Genomic DNA, 19609 nt, shown 5'->3' with positions numbered 1-19609 from the left:
CAACAGCAAGGAGATATTAAGGCGCCCGGGCGTTCACTCGCAATATTCAGGAGTGCTGTCCGTGTTGAACTCTGCGCGCAAAACCATGCCGGTTATGGACTACGTGTCCGTACTCAGGTCTGTTTATACAGATCAGAAAGCGACTTTAGGGGGAACGTTGGCTAGTGTGCTGATGTCCGGCATCGGCGCTTACAAGACTAGTTCTCCAGCCTTGTGCTTAGTTGCGGTTGCCTTTTTGGTCATCGGAATTGCGCGCTATTTTGACACGCGGGCGTTTTGGTCAGCGCAGATAGACGGCACAGATCCCGTAGCCGCCGAACATTGGGAAAACCGTGCCGTCTGGCTCGGGGGCTCCTTAGGCCTTGTTTATGGCCTTTGGTGTCTTGTCTCTTTGGTTTTCGTAGACGACACCCTCGCTGCCCTTTCGAGTGTTTCCATTTCCATCGCAGCAATGGTGGGTATTTGCGCGCGTAACTTCGGACTGGACCGTTTAGTATCGGTGCAGATGGTTATGGTCATCATACCGATGTCGCTGGGCCTCGCGCTGCACGGGGAAAGTTTTTACGTGGTTTTGTCCTGCCTGTTGCTCGTCATGCTGTTCAGCTTTCGAAAACTCGCGTCAGACATCCGAAACATATTGCTCTCCGCTGTTCACGGTCGCATGGAAGCGACGCGACTTGCAGCTGAACTCGACATCGCCATCACCACGCTCGAGCATGGCCTGTGCATGCTGGACGAGAACGGTACTCTGACGGTGATGAACGCCCATGTCGCTGCGACGCTCAAAACCCTAGGGGTCAACTACGTCGCCAACCGACCGTTCACCGCCATACTTGCCGATATGTCGCGCGCCGGGCAGGTTCCGCGCACTGCGATCGACCGGCTCAACGAGATGGTGAACCGCAGAATTTCAGGAAAGGTCCTACTGTCAGCCAAATCTGGCCGGTATTACGAGATCACCATCAGCAACAAGCAGGATCGTTGCGTCTTGTTGTTCGAAGACATTAGCGATCGTGTTGCAGCTGAAGAACGAATCTCCGTCATGGCCCGCCAAGACAGCCTGACGAATTTGCCCAATCGCCAGCACTTCAGTGAACTGGCGGTAGCGGAGCTAGCGCTGCGGTCGACAGGGCTGCGCCCATCAGCGATGATGATCTTTGATATTGATGAATTTAAACACATCAATGACAGCTACGGTCACATCATAGGGGACGATCTGCTGCGTTCTGTGGCGCAGCGTCTCAGTACCAGCCTGCCTTCGGGCACTATTCTGGGGCGCTTGGGTGGTGATGAGTTCGTGGCTCTGTCGCCTCACGACAGCAATCTTGAGGATATTACAAACGCTGTCGCTGCAACGCTTGCAGAATTCCGGCATCCCTTTGTGGTCTCCGGGCTACATTTAACCGTGCAAATGAGCATCGGCATTGCCACCAGCGAAAACAGCGCCGATGAACTGACGGAACTGATGACCAAAGCGGATCTCGCCCTCTATGCAGCCAAGGCCGCAGGTCGTGGGTGTAGCAGGGTCTTCCATGTCCAAATGGACCGAGATTATCACTATCGTCAGCGCCTCAAAGCAGACCTGAAGACAGCGATCGAGACAGGCACGTTGTCCCTAGCGTTCCAGCCACAGGTGGACATTACCAGCCGGAAGATTGTGTCCTGCGAAGCTCTTGCGCGCTGGGAGCATCCGCAGCTCGGTAACATTGCGCCCTCTGTTTTCATCCCACTGGCAGAAGAATCCGGGCTAATCTCAGAACTTACCGAATGGGTCATAGACCAGGCGGCCAGGGAATGCGCGTCTTGGCCAGCCGAAATCAGTGTTGCCGTAAACGTATCGGCCCGCGATTTCCGTGGCACTGACCTTGCCAAGGTGATCACCTGCGCGCTGCGCACACACAATCTGCCAGCGCATCGCCTTGAAATTGAGGTGACCGAAACGGCCGTGATCGAAGAGCGTGATTTAGCCAAGACGGTGTTGAACGAACTCGCCGCGATGGGGATTGCCATCGGGCTAGATGACTTCGGGACCGGCTATTCTTCCCTGAGCTATCTGCACACCCTGCCTTTCACCAAGCTCAAAATCGACCGCGCTTTTATTAGCGATATCGCAGACAACGATCGCGCTCGCCTGCTGTTGGCCAATGTCGCGCGCCTTGGGAGAGACCTTAACCTCACGGTTGTTGCCGAGGGCGTTGAAACGGAGGCACAACTCAATACGCTAACTGCTATTACAAGCGTCCAGCAGGTTCAGGGATATTTCTTCTCCCGCCCCCTTCCGCCACGCGATATTGCAGAACTGATCACACGCGTGAACTGCGCGGGTAAACCACGCAAGACCCAGCAATTTGATGCCATGGTTAACGCCCGTTAACCCAATATATTAACGCTGCTTTTTCACTGAGCGACAACTGTTTAGGCCGAACACCTAGGCAAATCTGCATAGTCTTATAGCTAATGAAAGGTTAAAACCCTCTCATTGCTAGGGATTAAAGATGAGTGCAGCGTCCGAACCACAAGTTCCATCTCGTTTTGCGGCGACGCTATTGGACCTTTTAGATCGTGTAGAGGTGCGACGCGTCTCGCCGGACGACCAATTCGATCCTGTCTATCGCCTGCGGTATGAAGCGTATCGCCGGGAAAATTTTATCCCGATCAACTCGCAACAGATCACGCGCGATCAGTATGATGAGGCCGACAACTGCTTTTGTTTCGGGGTCTATATCGACCAAAAGCTGGTGAGTTCCATTCGGCTACACATCGCCTCACCCCAGAACCCAACATCCCCCAGTGCTGCCATTTGGCCCGATATTTTGGGTGATATCGTCGGCAAGGGGCAAATCTACGTCGATCCGAGCCGCTTTACAGCCGACCATGATGCGACGCTGGCGTTTCCAGCGCTGCCCTATCTCACCCTCAGAACCGCTGTGATGGCATCGATGCATTTTGGCGCCACCTATTGCATCTCTTCCGTGCGATCTGAACACTCGGCGTTTTATCGGCGAGTTTTTCATTCTAAGCAGTTGGCAGGAGAGGGGTTTTGGGGGGAACTCACGTTTCCAGTGTGCCTTTACGCCTGCCACGTACCGACCATGGCGAAGACCCTGTTCGAACGCTTCCCCTTCTTTGATTCGACGCCAGAAGAGCGCGGAGCCTTATTTGCTGAAGGGCGAGACACGCGTGTGAGCATTTCGCCGTCGGCCAAGCAGGCGCGGCGGCTAAAGCAGATTGCCGAGGCTGTGTAAGGGAAGAAAAGTGGTGCCGCTTACGTGACTCGAACACGTGACCCCATCATTACGAATGATGTGCTCTACCAACTGAGCTAAAGCGGCGCCGTCGGGCGAACCGGACGGAATTTCGGTCTTTTACTGATCGTTTTCAGTGGTTGCAAGAGGCAAGGCGCGTTCCGGAGGCGGGAGTTCAGACATAGTTTGCACTGTCCCCTTCTCAATCGCCGTGGATCGCGCGGTTTGGGTGGTTGGCACTTTCCATTCGAACGCATCGAGACGCCCGGTAACCGGAGAAACCGGCTCCCATTCGTCGCTAATGATTCCATCTGCCGTCCATGCTGGATCACGTGGGGCCCGAACAGCGCGAGCGAACCATTCACGCGCTTTACCCTGATCCCCGCTTTGCCCCTCCTCAATCTCACCCATCAAGCTAGCGACGCCCTGGGTGAGGTCGTCATCAAGGAAGTTTTCCAAGCACTTGCGGGCAAGCGGCCAATCGTAAGCGTCTATGGCAGACCGGGCCATGACCATGGCAGCCGCACAATTTGTTGGCGGTATCTCGATCAGTTCGCCGATCCGCTTGAGGCGGTCCAAAGCCGAAGCGCCGGGCTGGGAGTTGGCATACAGCATGGCCACATCTGGATGACCGGTCGCTCGCCATGTGCGACGCAGCAGGCTTTGCGCTTTGCGGCTTTCGCCCCGATTGATGTAAATGCGCGCGCCGATAAGAGCGGCGGGTACGAAGTCTGGTAAAAGTTTCAAGGCGGTAAGGGCATGATCAAGGCCCGAGTTTGGCTCGGACACTTCCATTTCCCTGGCCCGCGCTGACTCAATCACAGCTTGTCGACGGCGCTTACGGGCCTTTTCCTCGCGACTGCCGGCAACCTCCACATTGACCATTGCAACAGCTTCAGCCCATCGGCGCGTGGCGACAAAATTGTCGAATACGGCCTGGTTGGCCCACGCGCTGTGCGGCGCTAAGGTCAAGGTTTTCTGAGCGAAAACAAGGGCCGCCTCAGGGCGGCCTTGCGCCTGAGCCTGGTCGTATAAGCCGGTCAAAGCAGCCACTGCGGTCGATTCGTTGGCGATCAGGGCGCGATAATGTTCGCGTGCGGCAGACATATCGCCCATTGCCAGATCGGCGCGTGCCTCAAGAAGTTTGGCAGCACTATTTTCAGGCAGCCGAGCTTGGGCCTCCCGCGCCATGATGCGAGCACGGGCCGGATCGCCGGATTGGAGAGCGATGACGGCTTGCGATAGGGCTTCGACGCCCTGTTCGCGGCGCTTACGATTACGACGACGGTTCAAGGCCTTAGGGGCCCCAATCACGCGGCGGACCAGCGCCCAAATGGCAATAATGATGATGGTTGCCAAAACCAGCAGTGCCACCGCCGTACCAAGGCGCGGTTGCATGCGATAACCAGCAATATCAAGGCTGATGGTGCCGGGGAGAGCAATGACCCAAGCTACAATGCCTGCAATGACAAGGCTGCCGATAATCCACGAGGCAAGCCTGATCATTGCGCCGCCTCCGCACTGAGGGCCTGAGCCCGGATGTCAACGAGGAAGCTATTGGCAATTGCTAGGGTTTCAAGGTCTGTCCCAAGATCGCCTGCTGCTGATTGCATAGCCTGCGGAAGCTTGGAGAACTCAGCGAAAGCTGTATCAAAATCAGCACGTTGGGTCGCAGCCTCTAGGCGCGCAACCACTGCCTCCGGGCTGTCGCCCTGAGCCTGTGCAGAAGGGCGCAGCGCAATCACGCCACGGAACCACCCGGCCGCCGTATCTTGCCAGCTGGCATTCTCAGGCAAGGGTTGGCCAGCCAGCATATCGGGCAAAACAGTGTTGAGTTTAGCCATCACGTCTCCCGGTCGCGGCAAGCCCGTTTCGGCCTTGGAGGCGATGGGCGCGGGAATGGCACTTGAGGGCATTTCCTGGCGTATTATGGACAATTCAGGGGCATAAGGCCGGGCATTTGCGAAGGCAAAGTCCAACGACGATAGGCTCAAAGCGAGCCGATCTGTACGGGAAGTATTGGCTTGTGCGCTTGTGGCCACTGCTGACAGCTGGCTCTGGGTCGCTTCAAGGGCGGAACTGGCATCCGCAAATTCGCTGCGCAACAGTTGCAGCTGCGATTTCAAATCCTCGACAGCTTCAACACTAACACCGCTCGATGGTCCGGGGACACTAAGGCTCTCTATCTGCGCGGCGAGCGCCGCAACCTCTTGCTCGAGCGCGGGGTCGACGGCAGGAGTTTCGACTGAAGCGGGCTGCTGTTCAAGCGAGGCGATACGTGTGCTGATGTCAGCCAATTCGGCTTGAACAGCGTCGGTGGCCGTCTGGAGCTGGGGAACCGCGGTCGCAAATTGTGCGATTCGGTTGTCGGACTGGACCGGAGCTGCTGGAGGTTGCGGCCAAAGACCTGCCGCGGCGAGACTATAGGCTGCGCCGAGACCGATGACACCTCCGACTATGCCTGCAATCACTGGATTGCTGCGCGATGCAGCTGCTGCGGCGGCGCTTTTGGGCGGGATTGGTGGCACCGGAGGAACAGGCGGTTCCTTTTGCGGTTGAGGCGCAGGTTTTGCTGTCGGTGCCTCGGCAGTAGCGGGCTTTTCAGAGACAGTGGCTGCAGGCCGGGCGGTCCCCTCTAACACCGGAGGCTTCACCGGGCCTGTCTTCGACCCTTTGGTTGAACCAGTGGTCGGGGCCTTATTTGGCGATTCGGTGCCGGGCGCGTCAGCCATTAGCGTACCTCTAACTTACAATCCGATCATGCCCCAGTTTGCTCTCTAGCAAAAGCAAGTGCCAGTGCCATCATGGCGTCTTCGCTGGGGTAGTCAGAAAGCAGAACGCGGCTGAAGTGGTTTTCGAGCAGTGGCTCTGCAACTTTTTCTGACATGCACAGCATGGGTATCGTGCGACGCTTACCAAGTTCTATTGATTGACCCAAAGAGCAGAAAATTTCTGCCGTGCGGCGCGAATAAAATAGGACCGCCCCAAAGCCGTCAGCCTCGAGATCATCGAGCAGGCCAGAAGGCAGGCTCGTCTCTGAAACCATTTCATAAACTGTTGCCGTTGCGACCAAAATTCCATGTGGCGCCAAAGCATGGCCCAGATCACCGCTCAGGTGACGTCCTGCAGGATAGAAAATTGGGCCCGGATTACGTGAAAGGGCAATTGTCGTGACCAGCGACGGCAGCGTTCCATCGGCGGCCACAACATTGGTGAAGCCCAAAGCCCGGGCTTCATACGCCGTGCGATCTCCCACCGCAAATGTGGGGACGTCACGAAAGCGCTCGATCAACGCCTGATCTTCGAGCGAGCGTAAAGCATTGGTGCTGGTGACTGCCACGCCAGCAAAGGCACCGGGCGGCACCGACGCATCAACGTTCTGGCGGATCATCAGCGGCGCGAGTGATCCCTCAATACCCAAGGCCGAAAGGCGATCTTGGGTCGCCTGAGCATCGGGCTCAGGACGAGTGATCAACATGCGCATTAGTTTTGCCATTGCGCAAACCACTCCGCGCCCGCTTTTGCTACGAGACTCTGTCCGACGGTTTCGCCCAAGCGCTGCGGATCGGTGTCTTGGCCTTCAGCCTTAAAGGTTGTTTGCCCATCAAGGCTCAAAATCTCGCCCTTAAGGGTATAGACGCCGTCGGCAAGGCTGGTCAGCGCACCAACTGGCGTGCGGCAGGACCCATCCAAAACCGCCAGCATGGCGCGTTCAGCGGTGATTTTACCAAAAGTTTCAGCGTGGTTGAGTGGCGCGATCAGCTGGGCCAATCGGTCATCACCGGTGCGGATAGCGAGACCGATCGCCCCCTGTGCGGGCGCGGGCATAAAATGGTCAGGCTCCAAAATACTGGTAACCCGGTGGGCCTCGCCAAGACGATTGAGCCCGGCCATAGCCAGCAAAGTGGCATCAGCAACGCCGTCGACCAATTTCTGGATGCGGGTGTGAACATTGCCACGGAACGGCACGATAACGAGGTCGGGGCGCAATCGCAGGGCTTGAGCCGCACGACGAATTGAAGAGGTGCCGAAGCGCGCGCCCTGCGGCAGATGGTCTAAACTGGGAACACTCACCGAGAGGAAAGCATCGCGCACATCCTCGCGTTCGAGGAAAGCCGCAAGGGTAATGCCTTGAGGCAGGCCAGTCGCAACGTCCTTGCTGGAGTGCACACCAAGATCGATCTCACCAGCGAGCAAAGCGTCGTCTATCTCTTTGGTGAAAACGCCTTTTCCGCCAATGTCGGAAAGAGTGGTGTTTTCCGCCTGGCTGCGGTCACCGCCTGTGGACAGGACACGAATCCCGATCAGCTCTTCGCTGACCCCATGGGCTTTTGCCAGCAAAGACCGCACAAGGTGAGCCTGCGCTAAAGCCAGTGGGCTACCGCGAGTTCCGATGGTGGCAAAGAGTGCTGACGATTGCATAGGCGGGCAGTCCTAGTGTAGGCGAGAAGCTTGTTTACGGGAGTAGACCGTTCGTCGTGACCGAGCAAGCACACACCATCATTCTTGGCATTGAGACCAGCTGCGACGAAACCGCCGCTTCGATAGTTGTCCGGGATGAAACCGGCCGGGGAACAATCCGTTCCAATGTGGTCCGATCCCAATTGGATGAACACGCAGCCTTTGGCGGTGTCGTCCCAGAATTGGCGGCGCGAGCCCATGTTGAATGGCTCGACCATATCATCGCACAAGCCGTTGACGAAGCCGGAATTGCGATCAGCGAAGTTGATGCAATTGCTGCAACCGCTGGCCCTGGCCTTATCGGCGGGGTGCTGGTGGGATTAACAACGGCCAAAGCCTTGTCGGCCTCGCTCGACAAGCCGCTGATCGCCGTCAATCACCTTGAAGGCCACGCGCTCACCGCGCGCCTGACCAATGAGGTGCAATTCCCCTATCTTATGCTGCTCGTTTCCGGCGGCCATAGCCAGTTTGTGCTGGTGCGTGGCGTGGGTGACTATGAGCGCTGGGGCGGGACAATTGACGATGCCTTGGGCGAAGCCTTCGATAAAACAGCAAAGCTTTTGTCGCTCGGACATCCCGGCGGGCCTGCTGTTGAGCAGATGGCAAAACAGGGCGACCCAAAGCGTTTCCGCTTCCCAAGACCTCTTCTGCGGGAAGAGCGGCTCGACTTTTCGTTCTCTGGGCTGAAAACCGCCGTGAGATTGCAGGCAGAAGCCTTGGCACCGCTCACCGACCAAGACGTCGCCGACATTGCGGCCTCCTTCCAGGCGACCGTGTCGGAAATTGTAGCGAAGCGCTCGTCTCAAGCACTCGACCGGTTTAAGACCGAGCTGCCTGATGCCGTACCTACGCTAGTGGTTGCAGGTGGGGTTGCGGCTAATCAGGCCATTTCGGCGGCATTGCGGGCCGTTGTGGAGGCGCATGGAGCGACGCTTGTTGTTCCCCCCATTGCGCTTTGCACCGATAATGGCGCGATGATCGCTTGGGCAGGCGCCGAACGCTTTGCACTCCATGCGCGCAATACGCTCGATTTTGCCGCACGCCCACGCTGGCCCCTTGATACGCCGGATATGAAGGTTTCGTCCGATGACGTTTGATCATGTTGCTGTCATTGGTGGCGGCGCTTGGGGCACCGCTCTAGCGCAAGCGGCGGCAATGGCCGGTCGCAGCGTCAGTTTAGTAGTCCGCTCGGCTGAACAGGCCGCCTCGATTAACGCCACGCGGATCAACGAAAAATCCCTGCCCGGGCAGATCTTGTCGCCAGCGATCAGCGCTGTGACCAGTTTGGGCGCTGCTGATTTGATTATTATGACTGTGCCCGCCCAGACGACACGGTCGGTTTTGGCGGCGCTTGACCCCAGATTATTGCACAATAAGCCCGTGATCCTTTCGGCTAAAGGCCTTGAGCAGGGCACGCTGGAGCGGCAGAGCGCCATTGTCGAGCAGCTGTGCCCAACTGCGGTCCCTTATGTCCTCTCTGGCCCAAGCTTTGCCGCGGACCTCGCCTCGGGGCGTCCCACTGCCGTGACACTGGCCGGCGATGATGATGAGGCCACCGAAGCTATCGCTGCCGCTTTGGCAGGACCGAGCTTCCGACTCTACGCCGCAGATGACCGCACCGGGGTAGAAGTCGCTGGTGCGCTCAAGAACGTCTATGCGCTGGCCTGTGGTGCTATAGAAGGGGCGAACCTTGGCGCTTCGGCGCGCGCCGCCTTGATCGCGCGCGGCTATGCAGAAATGGCACGCATGGTGACAGCCATGGGTGGCTCGGCCAGCACGCTCACCGGATTAGCGGGCATGGGCGATCTCACCCTGACCTGCACATCCAACCAATCGCGCAATTATCAGTTTGGTATTGCTCTGGGTGCGGGAAGTTCGACGCAAGACATTCTAGCCAGCGGCGCAAAACTGGCCGAAGGTGTCGCCACCGCGCCGGTTGCTGCTGCCTTGGCGAAGACCCTTGGGGTCGATGCCCCACTGATCGACGCGGTAGATGCTGTAGTAAGCGGCACCTCTAATATTGCGACCGTTGTCGCCGGGCTGATGTCCCGGCCTTTGAAGAGAGAAGACTGACCATGCTTTACGCCATGATTGCCAAGGATGCTCCCGGTGCTCTGCAGACGCGCCTTGACGTGCGTCCGGCTCATCTCGACCATTTGCAATCTTTGGGTAAGGCAGTGGTTTATGCCGGAGCCTTGCTGGATGACAATGATCAGCCCGAGGGTTCGATCGTTGTGTTTGAAGCGGAAGATCTCGATACCGCCAAAGCCATGGCTGCGGCTGATCCGTTCGTACCGGCAGGCGTTTTCTCGTCCTATGAAGTGAAGCGCTGGCGCATTGCCATCAACACCACCGGCGTGGAGTTCTAAGCCCTATGGCCTATTGGCTGATGAAGTCTGAGCCCGATGTTTTCTCATACGCAGACCTCGAGGCCAAAACGGCCAAGGGCGAAGTGGAAGAATGGCATGGGGTGCGCAATTATCTCGCGCGCAACAATATGCGGGAGATGAAGAAGGGTGACCTCGCCTTTTTCTATCACTCCAACATCGGCCGCGAGATCGTGGGCATCGCGCGTATTGCAAATGAGTCTCATCCCGACAGCACCGCGGAGCCCAACAACAAGGGGCAGATCGTTTGGGACTGTGTTGATCTCGAAGCGGTAAAACCATTTCCCCGCGCCGTGACCTTGGCTGAGATCAAAGGCACTGAGCAGCTCAGTGAAATTGAGCTGGTGAAATATTCTCGCCTCTCGGTCTCGCGCGTTTCGGAATATGAATGGGAACTGCTCTGCAAGATGGGCGGCCTTTAGGCCAATAAAAAAGGGCCACTCAATCGAGTGGCCCTTTTAATTTGAAGGGTTACCGCGCCTCGTTCTGTTCGGGCTGCGGTGCGTATTTCTGCAGCAGCGGTAGCTGCGTCATCGAGAAAATCACCGTCAACGGCATGATGCCCCAAACTTTGAAGGCGACCCAAAAGTCGGTGTCGAAATTGCGCCAGACAATCTCGTTGATGACGGCCAGTAAGACGAAGAACAGCCCCCAATTGAGAGTCATCTTCCACCAGCCTTCAGGCTTGAGCTTATAGACGTCGCCAAAGACGTATTTGAGCAAGGACTGACCGAACAGCAGCCCGCCAAGCAGCACCACTGCAAAAAGCGAATTGGTAATGGTCGGCTTCATCTTGATGAAGGTGTCATCCTGCAACCACAGGGTCAGGCCACCAAAAATCAACACCACTGCACCAGTGACCAGTGGCATAACCGCGATTTTGCGCAAGATCAGCCAAGACAATGCGAGGGAAAGAACCATCGCGCCCATGAACCATGCGGTCGCGACGAAAATATCGGTGCGGCCGTTCATGATGAAGAACAGCACCAAAGGCCCTAGTTCCAACGCAAGCTTGATCACTTGCGGCTTTAGCTCATCCCAACTCGGTTCGGCCTGGGTTTTGTCGGTCATAATATTTTCCAGTAAGACGCCAGAACTTAGGGGTTATGACGCGGTCTGCAAGCGACTTAGCGCGTAACAGTGGTTAGATTTTGGCCAGTGACCTGGCCTGTCATTCACTTTAATGCTGGCCAGCGATGGCCTTGGCAAAATCGCCTGCTTCAAAGGGCTCAAGGTCTTCAACCCCTTCGCCGACACCAATAAAATGCACAGGCAGGCCAAATTTACGGGCGATGGCCACGAGAATGCCACCGCGGGCCGTACCATCAAGCTTGGTCATCACCAGCCCTGTTACCCCACCGCGCTTGCCAAAAATTTCAACCTGACGAAGCGCATTCTGGCCGGTAGTCGCATCCAAGGTCAGAAGGGTCGCGTGGGGAGCGGAAGGATCAACCTTCTTGATCACACGGATGATTTTTTCCAACTCATCCATCAGCTCTTCGCGGTTCTGCAACCGTCCCGCCGTATCGATGATGAGTACATCGCGGCCCTCAGCCTTAGCTTGGGTGACGGCATCGAAGGCCAAACCCGAAGCGTCTGCCCCCGCTGGACGCGAGATGACGGGGGAATTGGTGCGCTGCCCCCAGACCTGAAGCTGTTCAATGGCTGCGGCGCGGAATGTATCGCCCGCGGCGAGCATGACCGACTTGCCTTCGCGCGAGAATTTCTGCGCCAGCTTGCCGATGGTGGTGGTCTTGCCCGAGCCGTTGACGCCAATCATCAAGATAATGAAGGGCTTTTGCGCGGCGTCGACAACCAGAGGCTGTGCGACTGGGGTGAGCACTTTTTCGACTTCAGCAGCGAGAACGGCACGGACGTCTTCACCCGACACGTCTTTATCAAAACGGTCGCGGCGCAGCGTTTCGGTGATGGAAATCGCCGTCTCAATCCCCAAGTCAGCCTGAACCAGAACGTCTTCCAGCTCATCAAGCGTTGCCGCATCAAGCTTACGCTTGGTGAAAACCGAAGTGATCGAGGTGCTCAGATTGTCTGATGAGCGTTTTAGGCCCGAGGCAAGACGCGCGAACCAGCCTTGCTTTTCGGCCGGAACGTCAACAGCTGACGCGGGTGCAAGCCGCACAGGGGTTGCGATCGCTTGAGGCGGCGAGACCAGCTGGTCTTCAACCTCTTCGACATAGTCTGGCGTCATTTCCGGTGGGCCGGGCGGCGGCAGGTCTTCCTCGACCGCAGGCGCCTCAACGACAGCAATTGGTTCGGGCTCGGGTGTTTCTGGCACATGGACTGGTGCCAAAGGTGAATCAGGCAAGCTTTCTGGACCCGCCGGTGCTGGAGCAGGCTGGCCACCGAAAAACCGCTGGAAGAAGCTGGGTTTCTTTTCGCTCATAGTCTCAGTTCGCCTTCACCTAAGCTGCAAGGGGGAGCACGTCGCCGACAAGGCAATCTGCGCTCGCGCCCGTAATTCTTACACTGACCAGTGACCCGTGTTCTATGCCAGCCATATTAACGGGAAGGAACTGTTGCGTGCGGCCGATGCCGGAGCGTTCAACAAGCACTTGTTCCACCGCGCCAATCCGCGTTTGGCTGAGAGCCTGAACCTGCCGATCCCCCTCCTGACGCAGAACATTTGCTCTTTGCTTTGCGACAGAGCGGTTGACCTGTGGCATGCGCGCCGCCGGTGTGCCCGGGCGCGGCGAATATGGAAAGGCATGGATATAGGTCAAGCCCGCTTCGCTAATAAAGCGGCGGGAGTTTTCAAACATGTCATCGGTTTCGGTCGGAAAACCGGCAATAATGTCTGCGCCAAAAACCATGTCAGGCCGCAAGCCCCGGAGCTTGTCGATGATCGCCAGAGCATCATCGCGCAAATGGCGGCGCTTCATCCGCTTGAGAATGAGATCATCGCCCGATTGCAGCGAAAGATGCAAATGCGGCATCAAGCGAAGATCGGTGACCGCTTCATAAAGCGCCGGATCAGCCTCAATGGAATCGATCGAGGAAATACGAAGGCGCGGGAGGTCCGGCACATGCCGCAAGATCGCCTGGACCAATTGGCCCAAACTGGGTGCGCCGGGTAGGTCGGGACCGTAGGAGGTAATGTCCACCCCGGTGAGCACCACTTCTTTGACACCATTGGCGACAAGCTTTTTGATCTGATCGACGACCAAGCCCATTGGCACAGAGCGCGAGGGCCCACGACCAAAAGGAATGATGCAGAAGGTGCAGCGGTGATCGCAACCGTTTTGCACCTGCACAAAGGCTCGGGTGCGGCTATCCATGCCTTCAATGAGATGAGCGGCGGTTTCGCGCACGCTCATGATATCATTGACCTGCACCTTGTCGTTCAGCGTCAGGCCAAAAACCATCGGCTTATAGCTATCGGCCTTGAGCTTATCGGCATTGCCGATGACCAGATCGACCTCGGCCATATCGCCAAAGCTGCGCGCCTCAGTTTGCGCTGCGCAGCCGGTGACGATGATTTTGGCCTCAGGATTATCGCGGCGTGCTTTACGAACCGCTTGCCGTGCCTGACGGACGGACTCCTGAGTGACGGCGCAGGTATTGATAATGATAGCATTATCCAACCCGGCCTTTTCGGCCTCGGCCTTCATCACCTCGCCTTCATAGGCGTTGAGGCGGCAGCCAAAAGTGAGTGTCTCAATGGCCATTAAGCGGCCTCGCTACGCGCCCAAATGCCCGTTGAGGGGTCAACCGTGCCGCGCCATTCATACTCTGCCGGTCCCGTTAGGGTCACGTGATCATCAGGCAGCCACTCCACAACGAGATCGCCGCCCGGAACGGTGATCGTCGCTTTGCGATTGCTGCGACGGGTACGAACGCCGTTGACGAGGGCAGCGCAAGCAGCGGTGCCACAGGCTTCGGTGATCCCTGCCCCACGCTCCCATGTCCGCAAAATCATGCGGTCTGGCGTGATGACCTCCGCGATAGAAATGTTGCAGCGCTCTGGGAAGAGCGGATGGTTCTCGAGCATGGGCCCGAACTTTTCCAGAGCGTAACCCCACACATCATCCTTCACCCAGAAGGTGACATGAGGATTGCCCATAGAGGCCGCCGAAGGGGAATGCAGGATAGGCGCATCAATCGGCCCAATCTGAAGTTCAATGGCGCGCGTGTCGCCAAACTCTTCGTTGAGCGGAATGTCGTACCACGCGAATTTGGGCGTACCCATATCCACAGTGATCAAGCCGTCTTCAGCTTCTTCTCCGAAGAGAAACCCTGCAACGCTTTCAAAATCGAAACGTCTACGCCCGTGCTCGGCTGTGAGGAACTGCACAACGCAGCGCATCCCATTGCCGCAAGCTTGAGCGCGCGATCCATCGGAATTGATGATCTCAATAAAATAGTCGGTTCCCGAGGTGCGCGGATCATGGATGGCCATGATCTGGTCGAACTTGGTTTCTGGATGCGCATTGATGGCAATCGCCGCTTCCGCCGTGACCCGCCTATCGGTGCCGCGCATATCGGCCACGATAATCTGGTTGCCCAGACCATTCATTTTCAAAAAAGGAATGTCGCTCACGGTCAATTCTTTCACGCAGTGTGCGCCGTTCGCAGAGGCGCGTTCGCCCACTATATGGCGGAATAGCTTTTCAATTGCCAGAGCGACACCTTCACCGAACGCGTTGGTTCGACGCGGTTAACCGACGCTTGCGTCAATCGGGTACATTAAAACGTAACCATTGGCCTTAACTAGAAACAAAATTTAATCGTGCAATCACAGAGGAAAGAGTGGCTATAGATCTTTGAAGCAGATCGCTAAGAGGGAATAACTATGAATATGGCTTTTTCGCCTAGTCATATTATCAGTGACTGGAAAGACTACTACGCCAATGTGTGGGGCACACAGGCACTTCGTCTCCAGCACACTTTAGCCCAATCGGATTTGTTTTCCGATGAAGCACTTTCCCGTCTGATCGACATGACCCCGCGTGAGGCCTATCACGTCAATTACTCTCAAAAGACCCCCGGGAACCCGCCTAAACGGCGCGAAGGCCAGATCAAAGACCTATCCGGTGCGGAGGTTTTGGAGGTCGTGCGTAATGGCAATATTTGGGTGAATTTGACCGCACCGGCCAAAACCAACCCAGCCTATGGCGCGCTGCTCGATAGCCTTTATAGCGAATTCGAAGGCCGTATCCCGGGCTTTAAGAGCTATAAGCGCAATCTCACCATTCTCATCTCATCGCCCAACGTCTCGGTCAAATACCACTCTGACGTTCCGGGCCAGAGCTTGTGGCAGGTGCGGGGCACAAAGAAGGTTTATGTCTACCCCGCCCAAGCGCCCTTTATTTCTCAGCCAGCGCTGGAAAAGCTTATCCTTGGGCAGTTGCGCGAAACCGACATGCCATTTGAGCAGTGGTTTGATGATTTCGCGCAGGTTTATGACCTTGAAGCGGGCCAGATGCTGCATTGGCCGCTCAATGGGCCACACCGCGTCGTCAATCACGGCATGCTCAATGTCAGTTTCACCACCGAGCATTGGACCGACGAACTGCGTAAGCACTATGCGGTAAATTACGCCAATGGCGTGTTGCGCAATAAGTTGGGCCTCACAAAGCTCGCTCAGAACACGAGCGGTCTTTCTTATCTGTCCAAACTCGGGCTCGCCGGCGCTGTAAAATTTTCGCCGCTCAACCCGCAGCGCAAGAAGGTTTACACAGTCGACTTCGAAGTCGATCCGACCAATCCCGAAGGTATCAGGGACATTCCCGCCTTCACCTTTGAAAAGTGATCTCGTCAAATCGCCGCGATAGACGCCCTTCACACTAAGGTTATAAATCAGCGCGAGGCGTTCGATCGCCTTGCGCCCCTTTGGCTCGAGCTCGAACAGCGCTCTGGGCGGGATGTCTTGTTCCAGAGCTTGGGTTGGGTTCGTGCTGTCTGGGATTTTGAGGTGGCCCGAAACAACGCAGCCTTCAGCCCCTTTATCGTTCTCGCTTACCGAGGCGAGAGCCTTATCGGCGCTCTGCCTATGGAACTCGTGAGCACAGGCATGCGTCGTGTCTTAGTGCCCATTGGCTATGCTTTTTCTCAGATATCGAATGCCTTGGTAGCCGCAGAAGAAGATGCTGAGACCGTGGTCGGACAACTGATCGATGCCACGAAATCAAAAATTTCCAGTGATACGCTGCTCTTCACGAAAGTGCGCAGCGGCTCGTCACTCTATAAAGGTCTGCCGGCCGATCACGTAAAAACCGCCGAAACCCTCGGTGCGCCCGTCGCAGAACTATCGGACTATCCTGACTTCGCTGCATATTTTCGCACGGTAAGGCCGAAAACACGCAAAAACATCCGCAATGCCCGCAATAGGCTCGAACGCGAGGCCACACTCTCCCACCACGTGGTTGATGATGCAGGCCAACAACTGGCCTTAATCGAAAGAACACTCAGCAGCCGTGACCAACGATTGAAAGAGCAGGGCCTGACGTCGCGCGCTTTCGGCACGCGTCATTTTCAGGACTTTTGCGCCAGCCTCGTCGGCAATCCAAATCTTTCAATCACTGGTTTTTCGCTCATTCACGGTCAAAATTTTCTGGCTGAACAATGGGGTTTCACTCACGGTGGACGCTATTACGCCTATGTGGCGGCTCGGGACTTTTCCCAGTCAGACGAAAGTCCGGGCAAGATGCACCTCGCCGAAGTCACTCAGGCCTGCGCAGACCGCGGGTTGGCCGCCTGTGACCTTGGTATTCCCACCATGCCTTACAAATTAACGTGGGCGACTCATGTCGTGGACGTCCACGATATCGCTATCCCTCTCACCGCACGCGGCAAGTTGATTGTGCGCGTTTGGGATGTTTGGTTGCGACCAAACCTGAAAGCGCTGGTTTTGCGTACCCCACCGACCCTCCGCGTCAAAGTCATGCGCTTTTTTGGGCGGAACAAGGACCAAAAACCATAAGGATTGCCGAGCTTCCTTGACTCGTTAGGCGCTTTCCCTTAGAGCCAAACTGTTCATCAGGCATTTGCTCCTGACCAGCCGACCGGGACCCCTAGGGGTATAAAGAGATCCCGGAGGCCAACATCCGCCAGCGCGTTGCGCCCGCGGGTGGGTTTGGTGTTTGGCTTTTTGGATCTTATCTCTCACAAGGAATTGGCCTTGCGAGTGAAAAGGAACCGGCATGTTCGAGAGCTTAAGCGACCGGCTTGGCAAAATCTTTGACGGGCTTCGTGGCCGCGGCGCGCTGAATGAAGCGGACGTCGATGCTGCAATGCGCGAAATTCGTCGCGCCCTTATTGAAGCCGACGTTTCGCTTGAAGTTGTCCGTGCCTTCGTTGAGCAGGTTCGTGAACGCGCTATTGGCGCTGAAGTCACGCGCTCCGTTACCCCGGGCCAGCAAGTCGTCAAGATCGTCAACGACGAACTCGTTGCAGTTCTTGGCTCTGACGCTGTCACCATCGATCTTAACGCTCCTGCCCCCGTAACCCTCCTGATGGTTGGTTTGCAGGGTTCGGGTAAGACCACCACCACCGCCAAGATCGCCAAACGTCTTAAGGACAAGCAGCGCAAGAAAGTGCTGCTGGCTTCGCTCGATACGCGCCGTCCGGCTGCTATGGAGCAGCTGCGCATCCTTGGCGAACAGGTTGGTGTCGACACTCTTCCAATCGTCTCGAGCGAAACGCCGGTCGAAATCGCGCGTCGCGCTGAACGCGAAGCCCGCCTCGGCGGCTATGACGTTCTGATCGTCGACACCGCCGGTCGTACGCATATCGACGAGGAACTGATGGTCGAAACGGTCTCCATTAAGGAGACCGTCAAGCCACACGAGATTCTGCTGGTTGTCGATTCGTTGACCGGTCAGGACGCGATCAACGTCGCCCGCTCATTTGATACCCGTCTCGATATCACCGGTATCGTGCTGACACGCGTGGATGGCGACGGTCGTGGCGGCGCTGCACTCTCGATGCGTGCAGCAACCGGCAAGCCGATCAAGCTGATCGGTGTTGGCGAAAAGATGGATGCCCTCGAGGACTTCCATCCAAGCCGTATCGCTGACCGTATCCTTGGCATGGGCGACATTGTTTCGCTCGTGGAAAAGGCTGCCGAACACGTTACCGCCGAAGACGCCGCGAAAATGGCGAAGAAGCTCAAGAAGGGCTCCTTTGACCTCGACGATCTGCGCGGCCAGCTTCAGCAGATGAAGAAGATGGGCGGCATGGGCGGCCTGATGGGCATGATGCCCGGTGCCGGCCAGATGAAAAAGGCTATGGCCAACGCGAACATCGACGAAAAGGTCTTTGATCGCCAGATCGCTATTATCAATTCGATGACCGCCAAGGAACGGGCCAACCCGGACCTGCTCAATGCCTCACGTCGCAAGCGTATCGCTGCTGGTGCCGGTGTTGACGTGTCGGAAATCAATAAGCTGACCAAACAGCACCGCCAGATGGCGGATATGATGAAAAAAGTCTCCAAGGGCGGCATGGGCGCACTCGGGGGCATGTTTGGGGGCAAGATGGGCGGAATGCTCGGCGGTATGCCGGACCTGTCCAAAATGGACCCTAAACAGCTTGAAGCCATGGCCCGTCAGGCCGGCATCAATCCCGATCAGCTCAAGGGCCTGCCCGGGGCTGATCTCCCTGCCCCCAAGGCGCTGCCGACTGACGTCAACGCGCTGCTCAAGTCCTCCGGCGGCCCGGGTCTTCCTGGTCTCGGCGGCATACCAAAATTCCCAGGCCTGCCCGGCTTGGGCAAGAAGAAATAGACCAAAACTCGAAACTAGGAGCCAATCATGGCACTCAAGATCCGCCTTGCACGCGCTGGCACCAAGAAGCGCCCTTTCTACCACATCGTTATCGCTGACGCGCGTTCGCCACGCGACGGCCGCTTCATCGAAAAGCTGGGCACCTACAACCCACTGCTGAACAAGGACGTTGAAAACCGCATCGTTCTGAACACCGAACGCGCTCAGCACTGGCTGTCCGTTGGTGCGGTTCCAACCGACCGCGTAGAACGTTTCCTCGACACAGCAGGCCTCCTGAAGCGCGACGCACGCAACAACCCAAAGAAGGGTGAGCCAGGCGACCGCGCTAAGGAACGCGCAGAGGAAAAGGCAGCTAAGGAAGCTGCTGTTGCTGAAGGCGCAGCTGAATAATTTTAGTCCTTTTGGACTAAGTTATAAAAAGACCCCGGTGCTCATGGCGCCGGGGTTTTTTCTTTATTCGCACGATATCGTTATTCATCAAAAAACGACGCACCCTGGCCTGACGACCAAGTGAACCCTGTCAACAGGGATCGAGTATTGGAAAGCAACTCTGTCGTAAAAAGAGATACCTTTTCATCGCCTTCTATCTTGTAAGCTGCGTCCTCAATATTTTTGACGAACCTATGTTCAAATTCTGGGTCAGCTTCAGCTAATGATTTCACAAGACATGCAACACGTATGGCAACTCCCTGGCCAATGATTTCTTGTGTGTCAGACATAACCTACTCCCAAAATACCTAAGCGAGCTCCACGCTATTCAAAGCTGGGACAC

19 protein-coding genes and 1 tRNA gene are annotated in these 19609 nt (G+C 56.7%); 10 read left to right on the top strand and 10 right to left on the bottom strand.

The annotated features are described in order from the left end of the window. The first annotated feature begins 61 nt into the window (after window positions 1-61). Both HKD40_RS04345 and HKD40_RS04340 read left to right on the top strand, forming a co-directional pair. On the top strand, window positions 62-2374 hold the full coding sequence (locus tag HKD40_RS04345) for an EAL domain-containing protein (RefSeq protein WP_169194494.1): 2313 nt from the start codon (window positions 62-64) through the stop codon (window positions 2372-2374). Between the two features lie 121 nt (window positions 2375-2495). Further along, a complete protein-coding gene (locus tag HKD40_RS04340) occupies window positions 2496-3245 on the top strand; it encodes a hypothetical protein (protein ID WP_169194493.1) in 750 nt (249 codons plus the stop codon). A gap of 11 nt (window positions 3246-3256) precedes the next feature. On the opposite strand, the gene HKD40_RS04335 is transcribed toward HKD40_RS04340, so the two are convergent. The 5 genes from HKD40_RS04335 to hemC form a co-directional block, all read right to left on the bottom strand. Continuing rightward, window positions 3257-3332 (bottom strand) — tRNA-Thr (locus HKD40_RS04335). 33 nt (window positions 3333-3365) lie between these two features. Next, window positions 3366-4751, bottom strand: coding sequence for a heme biosynthesis HemY N-terminal domain-containing protein (locus tag HKD40_RS04330; protein WP_169194492.1), 1386 nt, complete (start codon window positions 4749-4751; stop codon window positions 3366-3368). After that, window positions 4748-5977 carry a hypothetical protein gene (locus HKD40_RS04325; protein ID WP_169194491.1) on the bottom strand — a complete coding sequence of 410 codons (1230 nt, stop codon included), beginning with the start codon at window positions 5975-5977 and terminating at the stop codon, window positions 4748-4750. Before HKD40_RS04325 ends, HKD40_RS04330 begins: the two co-directional genes overlap by 4 nt. 26 nt (window positions 5978-6003) lie before the next feature. Beyond that, on the bottom strand, window positions 6004-6741 hold the full coding sequence (locus HKD40_RS04320; RefSeq protein ID WP_169194490.1) for a uroporphyrinogen-III synthase: 738 nt from the start codon (window positions 6739-6741) through the stop codon (window positions 6004-6006). Continuing rightward, window positions 6729-7667 (bottom strand): hydroxymethylbilane synthase, encoded by a 939-nt coding sequence (gene hemC / locus HKD40_RS04315; protein WP_169194489.1) that lies wholly within the window; start codon window positions 7665-7667, stop codon window positions 6729-6731. The genes HKD40_RS04320 and hemC overlap by 13 nt, the downstream gene beginning before the upstream one ends. 77 nt (window positions 7668-7744) lie before the next feature. On the opposite strand from hemC, the gene tsaD reads away from it, so the two are divergent. From tsaD to HKD40_RS04295, 4 genes are read left to right on the top strand one after another with little or no spacing between them, the layout of a single operon-like run. Further along, window positions 7745-8803 carry a tRNA (adenosine(37)-N6)-threonylcarbamoyltransferase complex transferase subunit TsaD gene (gene tsaD, locus HKD40_RS04310; RefSeq protein WP_169194523.1) on the top strand — a complete coding sequence of 353 codons (1059 nt, stop codon included), beginning with the start codon at window positions 7745-7747 and terminating at the stop codon, window positions 8801-8803. Beyond that, window positions 8793-9779 (top strand): NAD(P)H-dependent glycerol-3-phosphate dehydrogenase, encoded by a 987-nt coding sequence (locus tag HKD40_RS04305; protein WP_169194488.1) that lies wholly within the window; start codon window positions 8793-8795, stop codon window positions 9777-9779. Before tsaD ends, HKD40_RS04305 begins: the two co-directional genes overlap by 11 nt. Before the next feature lie 2 nt (window positions 9780-9781). Further along, window positions 9782-10075 (top strand): YciI family protein, encoded by a 294-nt coding sequence (locus tag HKD40_RS04300; RefSeq protein ID WP_169194487.1) that lies wholly within the window; start codon window positions 9782-9784, stop codon window positions 10073-10075. A 5-nt stretch (window positions 10076-10080) separates the two neighbouring features. Beyond that, entirely contained in the window at window positions 10081-10515 is a 435-nt protein-coding gene (locus HKD40_RS04295) for an EVE domain-containing protein (RefSeq protein ID WP_169194486.1), read from the top strand. Window positions 10516-10564: 49 nt separating this feature from the next. Here HKD40_RS04295 and HKD40_RS04290 read toward each other — a convergent pair whose 3' ends face one another. The 4 genes from HKD40_RS04290 to dapF all read right to left on the bottom strand — a co-directional run bounded on the left by HKD40_RS04290 (window position 10565) and on the right by dapF (window position 14627). Continuing rightward, on the bottom strand, window positions 10565-11164 hold the full coding sequence (locus HKD40_RS04290; RefSeq protein WP_169194485.1) for a septation protein A: 600 nt from the start codon (window positions 11162-11164) through the stop codon (window positions 10565-10567). A 109-nt stretch (window positions 11165-11273) separates the two neighbouring features. Beyond that, complete coding sequence (gene ftsY / locus HKD40_RS04285; RefSeq protein WP_169194484.1) at window positions 11274-12497, bottom strand: signal recognition particle-docking protein FtsY; 1224 nt, start codon at window positions 12495-12497, stop codon at window positions 11274-11276. A 19-nt stretch (window positions 12498-12516) separates the two neighbouring features. Next, window positions 12517-13779 (bottom strand): tRNA (N(6)-L-threonylcarbamoyladenosine(37)-C(2))-methylthiotransferase MtaB, encoded by a 1263-nt coding sequence (gene mtaB, locus HKD40_RS04280; protein ID WP_169194483.1) that lies wholly within the window; start codon window positions 13777-13779, stop codon window positions 12517-12519. Continuing rightward, window positions 13779-14627, bottom strand: a complete 849-nt coding sequence (gene dapF / locus HKD40_RS04275) for a diaminopimelate epimerase (protein WP_169194522.1) — start codon at window positions 14625-14627, stop codon at window positions 13779-13781. The genes mtaB and dapF overlap by 1 nt, the downstream gene beginning before the upstream one ends. Window positions 14628-14909: 282 nt before the next feature. Between dapF and HKD40_RS04270 the strand changes: the two genes are divergently transcribed. From HKD40_RS04270 to rpsP, 4 genes are all read left to right on the top strand, one after another. Continuing rightward, window positions 14910-15863 (top strand): hypothetical protein, encoded by a 954-nt coding sequence (locus HKD40_RS04270; protein WP_169194482.1) that lies wholly within the window; start codon window positions 14910-14912, stop codon window positions 15861-15863. A 240-nt stretch (window positions 15864-16103) separates the two neighbouring features. Beyond that, complete coding sequence (locus HKD40_RS04265) at window positions 16104-17033, top strand: GNAT family N-acetyltransferase (RefSeq protein ID WP_169194481.1); 930 nt, start codon at window positions 16104-16106, stop codon at window positions 17031-17033. A gap of 220 nt (window positions 17034-17253) precedes the next feature. Then, on the top strand, window positions 17254-18837 hold the full coding sequence (gene ffh / locus HKD40_RS04260) for a signal recognition particle protein (RefSeq protein WP_169194480.1): 1584 nt from the start codon (window positions 17254-17256) through the stop codon (window positions 18835-18837). A gap of 27 nt (window positions 18838-18864) precedes the next feature. Beyond that, a complete protein-coding gene (rpsP, locus tag HKD40_RS04255; protein ID WP_169194479.1) occupies window positions 18865-19227 on the top strand; it encodes a 30S ribosomal protein S16 in 363 nt (120 codons plus the stop codon). A gap of 80 nt (window positions 19228-19307) precedes the next feature. On the opposite strand, the gene HKD40_RS04250 is transcribed toward rpsP, so the two are convergent. Beyond that, window positions 19308-19556 carry a hypothetical protein gene (locus tag HKD40_RS04250; RefSeq protein WP_169194478.1) on the bottom strand — a complete coding sequence of 83 codons (249 nt, stop codon included), beginning with the start codon at window positions 19554-19556 and terminating at the stop codon, window positions 19308-19310. Window positions 19557-19609 lie beyond the last annotated feature (53 nt).

The organism is Devosia sp. MC1541, from assembly GCF_012847305.1.
In the GTDB taxonomy this organism is placed as follows: Bacteria; Pseudomonadota; Alphaproteobacteria; order Rhizobiales; family Devosiaceae; genus Devosia.
The sequence above is the reverse complement of the archived record's forward strand: the minus strand, read 5'-3'. Positions and strand labels throughout refer to the sequence as shown.